This window comes from Cupriavidus sp. 96C5-1 (assembly GCF_057798855.1).
The window spans coordinates 29,617-43,042 of sequence record NZ_JBYOJU010000031.1 but is presented as its reverse complement, the minus strand read 5'-3'; the positions used below and the strand labels follow the sequence as shown (position 1 = coordinate 43,042).

At 65.6% G+C, this 13,426-nt stretch carries 10 protein-coding genes; all 10 read left to right on the top strand.

Translation table 11 applies throughout. The features are described from left to right. Nucleotides 1-10: 10 nt before the first annotated feature. The 10 genes from AC3FOF_RS28545 (at nt 11) to ccoP (ending at nt 13,381) form a co-directional block, all read left to right on the top strand. On the top strand, nt 11-2,866 hold the full coding sequence (locus AC3FOF_RS28545) for a 2-oxoglutarate dehydrogenase E1 component (RefSeq protein ID WP_017226135.1): 2,856 nt from the start codon (nt 11-13) through the stop codon (nt 2,864-2,866). Nucleotides 2,867-2,963: 97 nt separating this feature from the next. Next, nucleotides 2,964-4,226 carry a 2-oxoglutarate dehydrogenase complex dihydrolipoyllysine-residue succinyltransferase gene (gene odhB, locus AC3FOF_RS28540; protein ID WP_276267617.1) on the top strand — a complete coding sequence of 421 codons (1,263 nt, stop codon included), beginning with the start codon at nt 2,964-2,966 and terminating at the stop codon, nt 4,224-4,226. A gap of 132 nt (nt 4,227-4,358) precedes the next feature. Continuing rightward, nucleotides 4,359-5,795, top strand: a complete 1,437-nt coding sequence (gene lpdA / locus AC3FOF_RS28535) for a dihydrolipoyl dehydrogenase (protein ID WP_488728506.1) — start codon at nt 4,359-4,361, stop codon at nt 5,793-5,795. 147 nt (nt 5,796-5,942) lie between these two features. Next, entirely contained in the window at nt 5,943-7,040 is a 1,098-nt protein-coding gene (gene zapE, locus AC3FOF_RS28530) for a cell division protein ZapE (RefSeq protein ID WP_017225906.1), read from the top strand. Nucleotides 7,041-7,136: 96 nt separating this feature from the next. After that, nucleotides 7,137-9,710, top strand: a complete 2,574-nt coding sequence (locus AC3FOF_RS28525) for a heavy metal translocating P-type ATPase (protein WP_488728505.1) — start codon at nt 7,137-7,139, stop codon at nt 9,708-9,710. Between the two features lie 3 nt (nt 9,711-9,713). Further along, nucleotides 9,714-9,860, top strand: a complete 147-nt coding sequence (ccoS, locus tag AC3FOF_RS28520) for a cbb3-type cytochrome oxidase assembly protein CcoS (protein ID WP_017229785.1) — start codon at nt 9,714-9,716, stop codon at nt 9,858-9,860. 235 nt (nt 9,861-10,095) lie between these two features. After that, complete coding sequence (gene ccoN / locus AC3FOF_RS28515) at nt 10,096-11,544, top strand: cytochrome-c oxidase, cbb3-type subunit I (RefSeq protein ID WP_017229786.1); 1,449 nt, start codon at nt 10,096-10,098, stop codon at nt 11,542-11,544. Nucleotides 11,545-11,563: 19 nt separating this feature from the next. After that, nucleotides 11,564-12,241 (top strand): cytochrome-c oxidase, cbb3-type subunit II, encoded by a 678-nt coding sequence (gene ccoO / locus AC3FOF_RS28510; protein WP_488728504.1) that lies wholly within the window; start codon nt 11,564-11,566, stop codon nt 12,239-12,241. 3 nt (nt 12,242-12,244) lie between these two features. After that, nucleotides 12,245-12,448, top strand: a complete 204-nt coding sequence (locus AC3FOF_RS28505) for a cbb3-type cytochrome oxidase subunit 3 (protein ID WP_017229788.1) — start codon at nt 12,245-12,247, stop codon at nt 12,446-12,448. 3 nt (nt 12,449-12,451) lie between these two features. After that, nucleotides 12,452-13,381: a cytochrome-c oxidase, cbb3-type subunit III gene (ccoP, locus tag AC3FOF_RS28500; protein ID WP_017229789.1), complete on the top strand. Its 930-nt coding sequence runs from the start codon at nt 12,452-12,454 to the stop codon at nt 13,379-13,381. The last annotated feature ends 45 nt before the right edge of the window (nt 13,382-13,426 follow it).

Below are 13,426 nucleotides of genomic sequence, written 5' to 3'. Positions count from 1 at the left end.
TGAGCGCCCCATGATGCAGCAGTATCAGAGCAATTCGTACCTCTTCGGCGGCAATGCCCCCTATGTGGAAGAGCTGTACGAGGCCTACCTCGAAAATCCCTCCTCGGTTCCCGATAACTGGCGCGCGTATTTCGACGCGATGCAGAACGTGCCGGCCGTCGATGGCTCCAGCGCCCGCGACATCCCCCACGCGCCCATCGTCGCCTCGTTCGCCGAGCGCGCCAAGGCTGGCCCGATCAAGACCATCGTTGCCTCCGCCGACTCCGATATGGGGCGCAAGCGCGTCGCTGCCACGCAGCTGATTGCAGCCTACCGCAACATCGGTTCCCACTGGGCCGACCTCGATCCGCTCAAGCGCCAGGAACGTCCGCCCCTGCCGGATCTCGACCCGGCTTTCTACGGTTTCTCCGAAAGCGACCTCGACATCGTTTTCAACGCCAGCAATACGTATTTCGGCAAGGAATCGATGAGCCTGCGCGAGCTGCTCAACAACCTGCGCGAGACCTATTGCAGCAGCATCGGCGCCGAGTTCATGTACATCAGCGACCAGGCGCAAAAGCGCTGGTGGCAGGAGCGCCTGGAAACCACGCGTTCCAAGCCGGTGTTCACGCTCGAGAAGAAGAAGCACGTCCTCGACCGCCTGACCGCGGCGGAAGGCCTCGAACGCTTCCTCCACACCAAGTACGTCGGCCAGAAGCGCTTCTCGCTGGAAGGCGGCGAGAGCTTCATCGCTGCCATGGACGAACTGATCCAGCACAGCGGCAGCAAGGGCGTGCAGGAAATCGTGATCGGCATGGCCCACCGCGGCCGCCTGAACGTGCTGGTCAATACGCTGGGCAAGATGCCGGCGGACCTGTTCGCGGAGTTTGAAGGCAAGCACGTCGACGACCTGCCGGCCGGCGACGTGAAGTACCACAAGGGCTTCTCCAGCGACGTCTCCACCGAAGGCGGCCCGGTCCACCTGTCGCTCGCCTTCAACCCGTCCCACCTGGAAATCGTCAACCCGGTCGTCGAAGGCTCGGTCAAGGCCCGCCAGGAACGCCGCGGCGAGCCCGCAGGCCATGCCGAAGTGCTGCCGGTGCAAGTGCACGGCGACGCGGCATTCGCAGGCCAGGGCGTGGTGATGGAAACGCTGAACCTGGCACAGACCCGCGGCTACGGCACGGGCGGCACGATGCACATCGTGATCAATAACCAGATCGGCTTCACCACCTCGGATCCGCGCGACTCGCGTTCCACGCTGTATTGCACCGACGTCGTCAAGATGATCGAAGCGCCGGTGCTGCACGTCAACGGCGACGATCCCGAAGCCGTCGTGTTCGCCATGCAGCTGGCCGTGGACTTCCGCATGGAGTTCAAGAAGGATGTCGTGGTCGACATCATCTGCTTCCGCAAGCTGGGCCACAACGAGCAGGACACCCCGGCCGTCACCCAGCCGCTGATGTACAAGAAGATCGCCCAGCACCCGGGCACGCGCAAGCTGTACGCCGACAAGCTGGCCGTGCAGAACCTGGTGGCCGCCGACTTCGGCGACCAGCTGGTCAAGGAATACCGCGCTGCCATGGATGCGGGCAAGCACACGGTCGACCCTGTCCTGTCGAACTTCAAGAACAAGTTCGCCGTGGACTGGATGCCGTTCCTGAACCGCAAGTGGACCGACGCCGCCGACACCGCAGTGCCGGTGACCGAGCTCAAGCGCCTGGCTGAACGCATCACCACCACCCCCGAACACCTCAAGCTGCACCCGCTGGTCGAGAAGGTCGTCAAGGACCGCGCCAACATGGGCCGTGGCGAGCAGTCGCTGGACTGGGGCATGGGCGAGCATCTGGCCTTCGCCTCGCTGGTGGCTTCGGGCTACCCGGTGCGCATCACCGGCCAGGACGCCGGCCGCGGTACCTTCACCCACCGCCACGCCGTTCTGCATGACCAGAACCGCGAGCGCTGGGATGCCGGCAGCTACGTGCCGCTGCAGAACGTGTCGGAAAACCAGGCACCGTTCACGGTGATCGACTCGGTGCTGTCGGAAGAGGCCGTGCTCGGCTTCGAATACGGCTTCTCCACCGCCGAACCGAACGCGCTGGTGATCTGGGAAGCCCAGTTTGGCGACTTCGTCAACGGCGCCCAGGTGGTGATCGACCAGTTCATCTCCTCCGGCGAAGTGAAATGGGGCCGCGCCTCGGGCCTGACCCTGATGCTGCCGCACGGCTACGAAGGCCAGGGTCCGGAACACAGCTCGGCGCGTATCGAGCGCTTCCTGCAGCTGTGCGCCGACCACAATATGCAGGTTTGCCAGCCGACCACGCCGGCCCAGATCTTCCACCTGCTGCGTCGCCAGATGATCCGTCTGTTCCGCAAGCCGCTAGTGATCATGACGCCGAAGTCGCTGCTGCGTAACAAGGACGCGGTCTCGCCGCTGTCCGACCTGGCCAAGGGCCACTTCGAGACGGTCATCCCCGATCACGAGGAACTGAACGCCAGCAAGGTCAAGCGCGTGGTCATGTGCTCGGGCAAGGTCTACTACGACCTGGTCAACACCCGCAAGGAACGTGGCGCCAGCGATACCGCCATCATCCGCATGGAACAGCTGTATCCGTTCCCGCACAAGGCAGTGGCAGCCGAGCTGAAGAAGTACCCCAACGCCAACGAAATCGTGTGGTGCCAGGACGAACCGCAGAACCAGGGCGCCTGGTTCTTCGTCCAGCACTACATCATGGAAAACATGGGCGAAGGTCAGAAGCTCGGTTACGCCGGTCGTCCCGCCTCGGCATCGCCGGCGGTGGGCTACTACGCCAAGCACAACGAGCAACAGAAGGCGCTGCTGGATGCGGCGTTCTCCAAGCTCAAGGGCTTTGTCCTGACCAAATGATCGTGGCCAGCATGGCGGCGCGCGCAACGGCGCGCTCCGCCATGTTTTTTGCCGCCTGCCTGAAGCACACACGAATACATCGAGGAAATACCTAACCATGGCTATTGTTGACGTCAAGGTTCCGCAACTCTCTGAATCGGTTGCAGAAGCAACCATGCTGAACTGGAAGAAGAAGCCGGGCGAAGCCGTTGCCCAAGACGAAATCCTGATTGAAATCGAGACCGACAAAGTCGTGCTCGAAGTGCCCGCCCCGTCGGCTGGCGTGCTGTCGCAGATCGTCCGCAACGACGGCGACACCGTGGTTGCCGACGAAGTGATCGCCAAGATCGACACCGAAGCCACCGCTGGCGCCGCCGCTCCGGCCGCTGCCGCACCGGCCCCTGCTGCCGCGCCTGCGCCGGCGGCTGCCGCACCGGCCGCTGCCGCCAATCCCGGCGCCGTGGCCATGCCTTCCGCTGCCAAGCTGATGGCCGAAGGTGGCCTGTCGGCCAGCCAGGTCGCCGGCAGCGGCCGCGATGGCCGCATCACCAAGGGCGACGTGCTGGCCGCTTCGGCTGCTCCCGCCGCCGCGCCTGCCGCCAAGGCAGCACCGGCTCCGGCCGCCGCCAAGCCGGCGCTGCAGCAGGTTTCCGCCCCGGTCGACTTCGCTGCCCTGGGCGACCGTCCGGAAGAGCGCGTGCCGATGAGCCGCCTGCGCGCCCGTATCGCCGAGCGCCTGCTGCAATCGCAAGCCACCAATGCCATCCTCACCACCTTCAATGAAGTGAACATGAAGCCGGTGATGGACCTGCGCAACAAGTACAAGGACCGCTTCGAGAAGGAACACGGCGTCAAGCTGGGCTTCATGTCCTTCTTCGTCAAGGCCGCCGTGCACGCGCTGAAGAAGTTCCCGCTGATCAACGCGTCGATCGACGGCAACGACATCGTCTACCACGGCTACTTCGACATCGGCATCGCGGTGGGCTCGCCGCGCGGCCTGGTGGTGCCCATCCTGCGCAATGCCGACCAGATGAGCCTGGCCGACATCGAGAAGAAGATCGCCGAATTCGGCGTCAAGGCGCGTGACGGCAAGCTGTCGCTGGAAGAACTGACCGGCGGCACCTTCTCCATCTCCAACGGTGGCGTGTTCGGCTCGATGCTGTCGACCCCGATCATCAACCCGCCGCAGTCGGCCATCCTGGGCGTGCACGCCACCAAGGACCGTGCCGTGGTGGAAGACGGCCAGATCGTGATCCGTCCGATGAACTACCTCGCCATGTCCTACGACCACCGCATCATCGACGGCCGCGAAGCCGTGCTGGGCCTGGTCGCCATGAAGGATGCGCTGGAAGATCCGGCACGCCTGCTGCTGGACCTGTAATCATCCGCATAGCCTGAGGTCTTGCCCGCCGCGCGCGCCAATGCGCACGGCGCGGCGGGCACGACGGACCGAAGAGTTGAAAGGCGGCCTGGCGGGCGAGTTTGCCCTGCCCGGGCTGCATAAGGAATCTCCATGAGCAAACAATTCGACGTACTGGTGATCGGCGCCGGCCCCGGCGGCTATATCGCCGCCATCCGTGCCGGCCAGCTGGGCCTGAACGTGGCCTGCTGCGAAGGCAATGCCTACGACGATCCCAAGGACGAACCGCGCCTGGGCGGCACCTGCCTGAACGTGGGTTGCATCCCCTCCAAGGCACTGCTGGCGTCCTCGGAAGAGTTCGAGAATGTGCAGCATCACATCGCCGACCACGGCATCACCGTGGGTGACGTCAAGGTCGACGTGGCCAAGATGCTCAAGCGCAAGGACGATATCGTCGGCAAGATGACCAAGGGCATCGAGTTCCTGTTCCGCAAGAACAAGGTCACGCTGCTCAAGGGCTATGGCAAGTTCGTCGGCAAGACCGCCGAGGGCTTCCAGGTCGAAGTCGCCGGCAAGGCCGGCACCGAAGTCGTGACGGCCAAGCAGGTCATCGTCGCCACCGGTTCCAAGGCACGCCACCTGCCGGGCGTTCCCGTCGACAACGTGCTGGTCAGCGATAACGAAGGCGCGCTCAAGTTCGCCGGCGTGCCGAAGAAGCTGGGCGTGATCGGCGCCGGCGTGATCGGTCTCGAGCTGGGTTCGGTATGGCGCCGCCTGGGTGCCGAAGTGACCGTGCTGGAAGCGCTGCCGGCTTTCCTGGGCGCCGCCGACGAAGGCGTGGCCAAGGAAGCGCAGAAGCTGCTGACCAAGCAGGGCCTGAAGTTCAGCCTGGGCGTGACGGTCAATGAAGTCAAGACCGGCAAGGACAACGTCACCGTCAGCTACACCGACAAGGACGGCGCTGCCCAGACCCTGGAAGTCGATCGCCTGATCGTCTCGGTCGGCCGCGTGCCCAACACCGACAACCTCGGCCTGGAGGCGATCGGCCTGGCTACCGACCAGCGCGGCTTCATCGAGGTGGACGACCACTGCGCCACCAAGGTGCCGGGCCTGTGGGCGATCGGCGACGTGGTGCGTGGCCCGATGCTGGCGCACAAGGCGGAAGACGAAGGCGTGGCGGCTGCCGAGCGCATCGTCGGCCAGAAGCCGCACATCGACTACAACTGCATTCCGTGGGTGATCTACACCTTCCCGGAAATCGCATGGGTGGGCAAGACCGAGCAGCAGCTCAAGGCCGAAGGCCGCGAGTACAAGTCCGGCCAGTTCCCCTTCATCGCCAACGGCCGCGCGCTGGGCATGGGCCATTCGGACGGCTTCGTCAAGATGCTGGCCGATGCCAAGACCGACGAGATCCTGGGCGTGCACGTGGTTGCCGCGAATGCGTCGGACCTGATCGCCGAAGCCGTGGTGGCGATGGAGTTCAAGGCCGCCAGCGAAGATATCGGCCGCACCTGCCATCCGCATCCGTCGATGTCGGAAGTCATGCGCGAAGCCGCACTCGCAGTCGACAAGCGCCAGCTCAATATGTAAGGCGTAAGCCTTCGTATTGTTGAGTACCGGCGCGCCGCTCCAGCGGCGCGCCGTTTTCGCTTTCGGGGCGGCAGGGCGGTTTGTCCTGCCACGCGCCCCGATCCTCATCCAGGCCGGAGCCTACCGGCATCCAGCGCAAGCAGTCACATGAACGTCCGTGAGTACTACGAACAGGAACTGAAGCAACGCGGCTACACGTCCGATGAAGCGCAACTGCGCGCCGTCGAGCGGCTGCAGCAGTGCTTTGACGAGTGGGTGGCCTACAAGAGCCGGCGCAACAGCACGCTGAAGAAGCTGCTGGTGCATCCGGACGTGCCCAAGGGCGTCTACCTGTGGGGCGGGGTGGGGCGCGGCAAGTCCTTCCTGATGGACAGCTTCTATACCTGTGTGCCGGTGGTGCGCAAGACGCGGCTGCACTTCCATGAATTCATGCGCGAGGTGCATCGCCAGCTGGAAGAACTGCGTGGCCGCCCGGATCCGCTGGACGAACTGGCCAAGCGCATTGCGCGCCGTTTCCGCCTGATCTGCTTTGACGAGTTTCACGTCAACGACGTCGCCGATGCGATGATCCTGCACCGCCTGCTGCAGCAATTGTTCGAGAACGGCGTGCAGTTCGTGATGACCTCCAACTACCGGCCCGACCTGCTGTATCCGGATGGCCTGCACCGGGACCGCGTGCTGCCGGCCATCGCGCTGCTGCAGCAGAAGCTCGATGTGCTCAATGTGGACGCCGGCATCGATTACCGCAAGCGCGCGCTCGAACAGGTGCAGGCTTATCTCACGCCGCTGGGCCCCGCGACCGGCTCGGCGCTGCGCCACGCCTATGCTGGCATTGCGGAGGTGGCCGACGAATCGCCCATCCTGCATATCGAGCACCGCGAGCTGCGCGCGCTGCGCCGCGCGGGCGGCGTGGTCTGGTTCGATTTCAACACGCTGTGCGGCGGGCCGCGCTCGCAGAACGATTACCTCGAGCTGGCCACCCAGTTCCACACGGTGATCCTGTCCGATGTGCCGAAGATGGCCCCGCGCATGTCGTCCGAGGCACGCCGCTTTACCTGGCTGATCGACGTTTTCTACGACCACAAGGTAAAGCTGCTGATCTCCGCGGAAGTGCCGGCCGATGAACTCTATACCGAAGGCCAGATGGCCAACGAGTTCAGCCGCACGGTGTCGCGCATCATCGAGATGCAGTCGCGCGAATACCTGGAAGCGCCGCGCCGCACGGTCGATACCTCGCTGACCTGAAGCGCCGGCCAGGGGTGTGGCTGTCCCCCGCTTGATCTGTATCAAGGCGGCTTGCCGCCGGGGCTCTTACCATGCAACTGGTAAAAAAGAGCCCCGATGCCGCCTTCTCCAGCCTGTTCCTTGCCCGATCTGCCCAATCCGCCGCTTGTACGCGCAAGCGGTGCGCCGGCGGCCGTCGCGCAGGACGGCTGTTTTCACTGCGGACAGCCGCTTCCGGCTGCTGAGCCTGCCCTGCATGCCAGCATCGACGGCCATGAGCAATCCTTCTGCTGCGGCGGTTGCCAGGCCTTGGCCCAGACCCTGCACGCGGCTGGCTTCGGCCACCTCTATGGCGACCAGGTCCGCTTTGCCCGTCCGATCGACGAGGCGGCGCGCCGCGAGGCCGAGCCCGTGTGGGCCGCCTATGACACCGACGAATTGCGGGCCCAGTTCGTGCGCCCGCTCGACGAGCGCCGTGCCGAGATTACGCTGGCGCCGGAGAATATCCGCTGCGCCGCCTGTGCCTGGCTGATCGAGCAGCATCTGGGCAGCCTGCCGGGCGTGGAGTCGGTCATCGCCAATGTGGCGACGCGCCGCGTGATGGTGCGCTGGCGCGCTGCCGAGCAGCCGGTCTCCGCCTTGCTCGCGGCGCTGGCCGCGATTGGCTATCTGGCGTGGCCTTTCGAGGTGTCGCGCTCGGACCGGCAGGACCGCCACGCGCGCCGTGGGCTGCTGATGCGCATGGCGGTAGCCATGCTGGGCATGATGCAGGTGATGATGTACGCATGGCCCATCTATACCCACGAAGCCAGCATCGATCCCGGACAGTTGCAGCTGATGCGCTGGGCCAGCCTGCTGCTGACCCTGCCGGTGGTGCTGTACTCGGCTTCGCCGATCTTCGCCGGGGCCTGGCGCAGTCTCAGGCAGCGCCATCTGGGCATGGACGTGCCGGTGGCGCTGGGGGTGGGCGCGGGCTTTCTCGCCAGCACCGTGGCGACGCTGCGGGGCGCCGGCGAGGTCTACTTCGACTCCGTGACGATGTTCGTGGCGTTTCTGCTGCTGGCGCGCTACCTTGAGCTGCGCGTGCGCCAGGCGTCGCGCAGTGGCGCCGAGATGCTGGCGCGGCAGTTGCCGGCCACCTGCGAGCGCTTGCGCGCCGAAGGCGAGGTGAGCGAACGGGTGCCGGTGGCGCGCCTGCGCGCGGGCGACCTGATCCGCGTGAAGGCCGGCGAGGTTGTGCCGGCGGACGCCACCGTCGTCGCCGGCGCGAGCGAACTGGACGAGTCGATGCTGACCGGCGAGAGCCGTCCGGTGCCGCGCGGTATCGGCGATCCGGTGCTGGCGGGCTGCTTCAACACCAGCAGTCCGCTCGAGCTGCGCGTGGCCAAGGTAGGCGCGGCCACGCGGCTGGCCGAGATCGTCGCGGTGCTTGACCGTGCGCTGGCCGAGAAGCCGCGGCTGGCCACCGTGGCCGATCGCGTCGCCGGCTGGTTCGTGGCGATATTGCTGGTGCTGGCGGCGCTTGCCGGGGTGGTCTGGTGGGCCTGGATCGATCCGTCGCGCGCGCTGCTGGTGACGGTGGCGGTGCTGGTGGTGAGCTGCCCCTGCGCGCTCTCGCTGGCGACGCCGGCGGCGCTGGCCGCTGCCGGCGCGGCGCTGTCTCGCCGCGGGCTGCTGCTGACGCGCGGCCATGCGCTGGAAACCCTGGCCGGCGTCACCGATGTGATGCTCGACAAGACCGGCACGCTTACCCAAGGGCGTTTCATGCTGGCACAGACCGTGGTGCTGGGCGACGCCAGCGCCGATGCCTGCCTGCAGCTGGCCGCGCTCATGGAGCGCTCCGGCGAGCATCCCATCGCGCGCGGTATCGTCGAGGCGGCGCAGGCGCGGGGCCTTGCCGGCGGGACGCAGGCCATCGATACCGTGCGCAATGTGCCCGGGCAGGGCCTGGAAGCCGAGGTGGACGGGCAGCGCTACCGCCTGGGCCGGCGCGAGTTCGTGGCGGCGCTGGCGGCAAGCGGCAGCGTGGGCGAGGCCGGCGGACATGCGCGGGATAGCGCCGCTGCCCTGGCCGCCAGCCAGCGCAGCGGCGCCACGCTGGTATGGCTGGGCAACGCGGCGGGCGTGCTGGCCGCGTTCGTGCTGGCCGATGCCGAGCGCGAACAGTCGGTGCAGTTGCTAGCCGAGTTGCGCTCGCTCGGCGTGACCTGCCATCTTGTCTCCGGCGACACCCCGGAGACGGTTGGCTGGTGGGCCGGCTATTTCCACATTGCGCGGCACGAGGGTGGTGTTACCCCGGAGGGCAAGCGCGAATATGTGGAGCGCCTGCAGCGCGATGGCGCGGTGGTGCTGGCGGTGGGCGACGGTATCAACGACGCCCCCGTGCTGGCGCAGGCGCAGGTCTCGATCGCGATCGGCAGTGGCGCGCCGCTGGCGCAGGCAGGCGCCGACGCCGTGCTGACGCACGGGCGCATTGCCGAGGTCGCAAGCGCGCTGCGGATGGCGCGCCGCACGCGCCGCGTGGTGCGGCAGAACCTGGGCTGGGCCTTTACCTACAACGTGATCGCCATCCCGCTGGCGGCTACCGGCTATGTGACCGCCTGGATGGCGGGCATCGGCATGTCGGTGTCGTCGCTGCTGGTGGTGGCCAACGCCTGGCGCCTGCTGCGCGCGGGCAAGCCTGGAGACTGACGCATGGACATGCTCTACCTGCTGGTGCCGATGAGCCTGGTGCTGGTGGCCGTGATTGCCGGCGCGCTCTGGTGGGCGCTGCACGCCGGGCAATACGACGATCTCGACCGGCCCGGCGAAGCCATCCTGCTCGACAACGACACGCCCTGAGCCCTTCGCGGCCACGCCGGGCCGCCTTTTCCGCGTTTGTCCGGCCGCGCGCCGCGGCAGGGTTAGCCGTTTTCCGCGCAATGCGGCCCCGGTTTATGCGGATGTGAGACGCGCTGACACAAGAGTTCCCATGCATTCCGGAGCGATTGATACAGATCAAGACGGTCCGCGCCTGCTTTTCCTACAGTGACACCATTCCATCTTGTCTTGTTGTTTATCCAATCTGGGGGTCTGAATGGCTGTCACCGCCGCGTATTCTCGCGCCGACACCTTCAATTACGGGGTCGTGCGGCAATTTGCCGTCATGACGGTAGTGTGGGGGATCGTCGGTATGGCCGTAGGCGTGCTGCTCGCAGCACAGCTGATCTGGCCTGAACTTAATTTCAACACGCCGTGGCTGTCCTTCGGGCGCCTGCGTCCGCTGCATACCAATGCGGTCATCTTCGCCTTCGGCGGCAGTGCGCTGTTCGCCACGTCGTACTACATCGTGCAGCGTACCTGCCAGGCCCGGCTGTTCTGCGGCCCGCTGGCCGCGTTCACGTTCTGGGGCTGGCAACTGGTGATCGTCGCCGCGGCCATCACGCTGCCGATGGGCTTCACCAGCTCGAAGGAGTACGCCGAACTCGAATGGCCGATCGACATCCTGATCACGCTGGTCTGGGTGGCCTACGCGATCGTGTTCTTCGGCACCATCATGAAGCGCAAGACCCGCCATATCTACGTGGCCAACTGGTTCTTCGGCGCTTACATCCTGACCATCGCCATCCTGCATATCGTCAACAACGTCGAGATGCCGGTGTCGATGTGGAAGTCCTACTCGGCCTATGCCGGCGTGCAGGACGCCATGGTGCAGTGGTGGTACGGGCATAACGCGGTGGGTTTCTTCCTGACCACCAGCTTCCTGGGCATGATGTACTACTTCATCCCCAAGCAGGCCGGCCGCCCGATCTATTCCTACCGCCTGTCGATCGTTCACTTCTGGGCGCTCAACTTCACCTATATGTGGGCCGGTCCCCACCACCTGCAATACACCTCGCTGCCCGACTGGGCGCAATCGCTCGGCATGGTGTTCTCGCTGATCCTGCTGGCGCCTTCGTGGGGCGGCATGATCAACGGCATCATGACCTTGTCGGGCGCCTGGCACAAGCTGCGCACCGATCCCATCCTCAAGTTCCTGGTGGTGGCGCTGTCCTTCTACGGCATGGCGACCTTCGAAGGCTCGATGATGTCGATCAAGACCGTCAACGCGCTCTCGCACTACACGGACTGGACCATCGGCCACGTGCACTCCGGCGCGCTGGGCTGGGTCGCGATGATCTCGATCGGCTCGCTCTACTACCTGATTCCGCGGCTCTTCGGCGAGAAGGAGATGTACAGCGTGCGGCTGATCGAGCTGCACTTCTGGATCGCCACCATCGGCGTGGTGCTGTATATCGCCTCGATGTGGATCGCTGGCGTGATGGAAGGCCTGATGTGGCGCGCCACGCAGCCCGACGGCACGCTCACCTACGCCTTCGTGGAAGCCGTCAAGGCCAAGTATCCGTTCTACCTGATCCGCTTGCTGGGTGGCCTGTGCTTCCTCTCCGGCATGCTGCTGATGGCCTACAACGTGGCCCGGACCATCATCGGCAAGCCCGCCGTGGACGCGCCGATTCCGACCGGCGTCGCCGCCTCCGCCCATTGATCATTCCGGGATAGAAACGATGTCCGAAAAAAGAAGCTTCTTTACGCACGAGACCCTGGAGAAGAACATCGGCTGGCTGATCGTGTGCACCATCCTGGTGGTCAGCATCGCCGGGCTGGTCCAGATCGTGCCGCTGTTCTTCCAGCACTCCACCACGGAGCCCGATGCGGGGATCAAGCCGTATTCGCCGCTGCGCCTGATGGGCCGCGATATCTATATCCGCGAGGGCTGCGTGGGCTGCCATTCGCAGCAGGTGCGCACGCTGCAGGGCGATGTCGAACGCTATGGCCACTACTCGACGGCCGGCGAATCGGTCTACGACCACCCCTTCCTGTGGGGTTCCAAGCGTACCGGGCCCGACCTGGCGCGCGTGGGCGGCCGCTACTCCGACGACTGGCAGCGCATCCACCTGCGCAATCCGCGCGACGTGGTGCCCGAGTCGGTGATGCCGTCTTATCCGTGGCTCGAGAAGGCCGTGCTGCCGACCAACGATATCGGCGACCGCATGCGTGCGCTAAGACGCCTGGGCGTGCCCTATACGGATGCCGAGATCGAGCAGGCTCCCGCCGCGCTGGCCAACAAGACCGAAGAAGACGCGCTGGTGGCGTACCTGCAGGAACTTGGCATCACCAAGCGCAACGTGCGTGTGGATACCGCCGCCGCCGCCCAGGCCACGGCCGAGCCGGCCAAGGAGTAAGCGATGGCAATGATCACTGCATTCTCCACCGTGATTTCGCTGGTTGTCTTCATTGCAATCTGCTGGTGGGCCTGGTCGGCCGGCCGCCAGCCCGCTAACCAGGAATCGGCGATGCTGCCTTTCGCCTTGCCCGACGAGCCGTTGGCGGTGAGCCGCGACGGGCGCCGCCATGCAGGCAGCGCAAACCATACCAAGCAGGAACACTGAGTCATGAGCGACTTCTTCACGGATTTCTGGAGTTACTACATTGCCGCCATCGCGCTGGTCGGCATCGTATGGTGCGTGTGGCTGCTGTTCTCCCAGCGCAAGGTGGCCAAGGTCGCCGGCGCCACCGAAGACACCGGCCACGTGTGGGACGGCGATCTGCGCGAGTTGAACAATCCGCTGCCGCGCTGGTGGATGTGGATGTTCCTGCTGGCGTGCATCTTCGGCCTGGCCTACCTGGCGCTGTATCCCGGCCTGGGTTCCTATGCCGGAGCGCTCAAGACCTCCAGCCGAGTTGAACTGGAAGCGCACCGCAAGGCGGCCGAGCAGGTGCAGCGCGAGGTCTATGGCAAGTACATGCAGATGGACATCAAGCAGGTGGCGGCGGATCCGGGCGCGCGCGAGATCGGGCAGCGCCTGTTCCTCAACTACTGCGCGCAATGCCATGGCTCCGATGCGCACGGCGGCCGCGGCTTTCCCAACCTGACCGATGGCGACTGGCTGTACGGCGGAGACCCCGCCACCATCACCCAGACCATCACCAAGGGGCGCAATGGGGTGATGCCGTCGTTCGCTTCGACCATCGACGCCAAGCTGGCCGGCGACGTGGCGCAGTATGTGCGGTCCCTGTCGGGCCTGGCTTCCGACCCGATCCGTGCGTCGCGCGGCGAGGGCACGTTCAAGACCACCTGCGCTGCCTGCCATGGATCCACGGGCAAGGGCAACCAGGCGCTCGGCGCGCCCAATCTGTCCGACAATGTGTGGCTGTACGGCAGTTCGGAGGCGACCATCGTCGACGCCATCCTGAAAGGCCATAACAACCACATGCCGGCGCACGAGGAAATCCTCACGCCGGAGCGCATCCGCATGCTGACCGCCTATGTATGGGGCCTCTCCAACAGCGGCAGCGGCACGGATGCGGGAGGCGGGAAATGAGCCGCGCCATCGCTTGCCGGATCTTCATGCGCGCCGGCCAGGGTG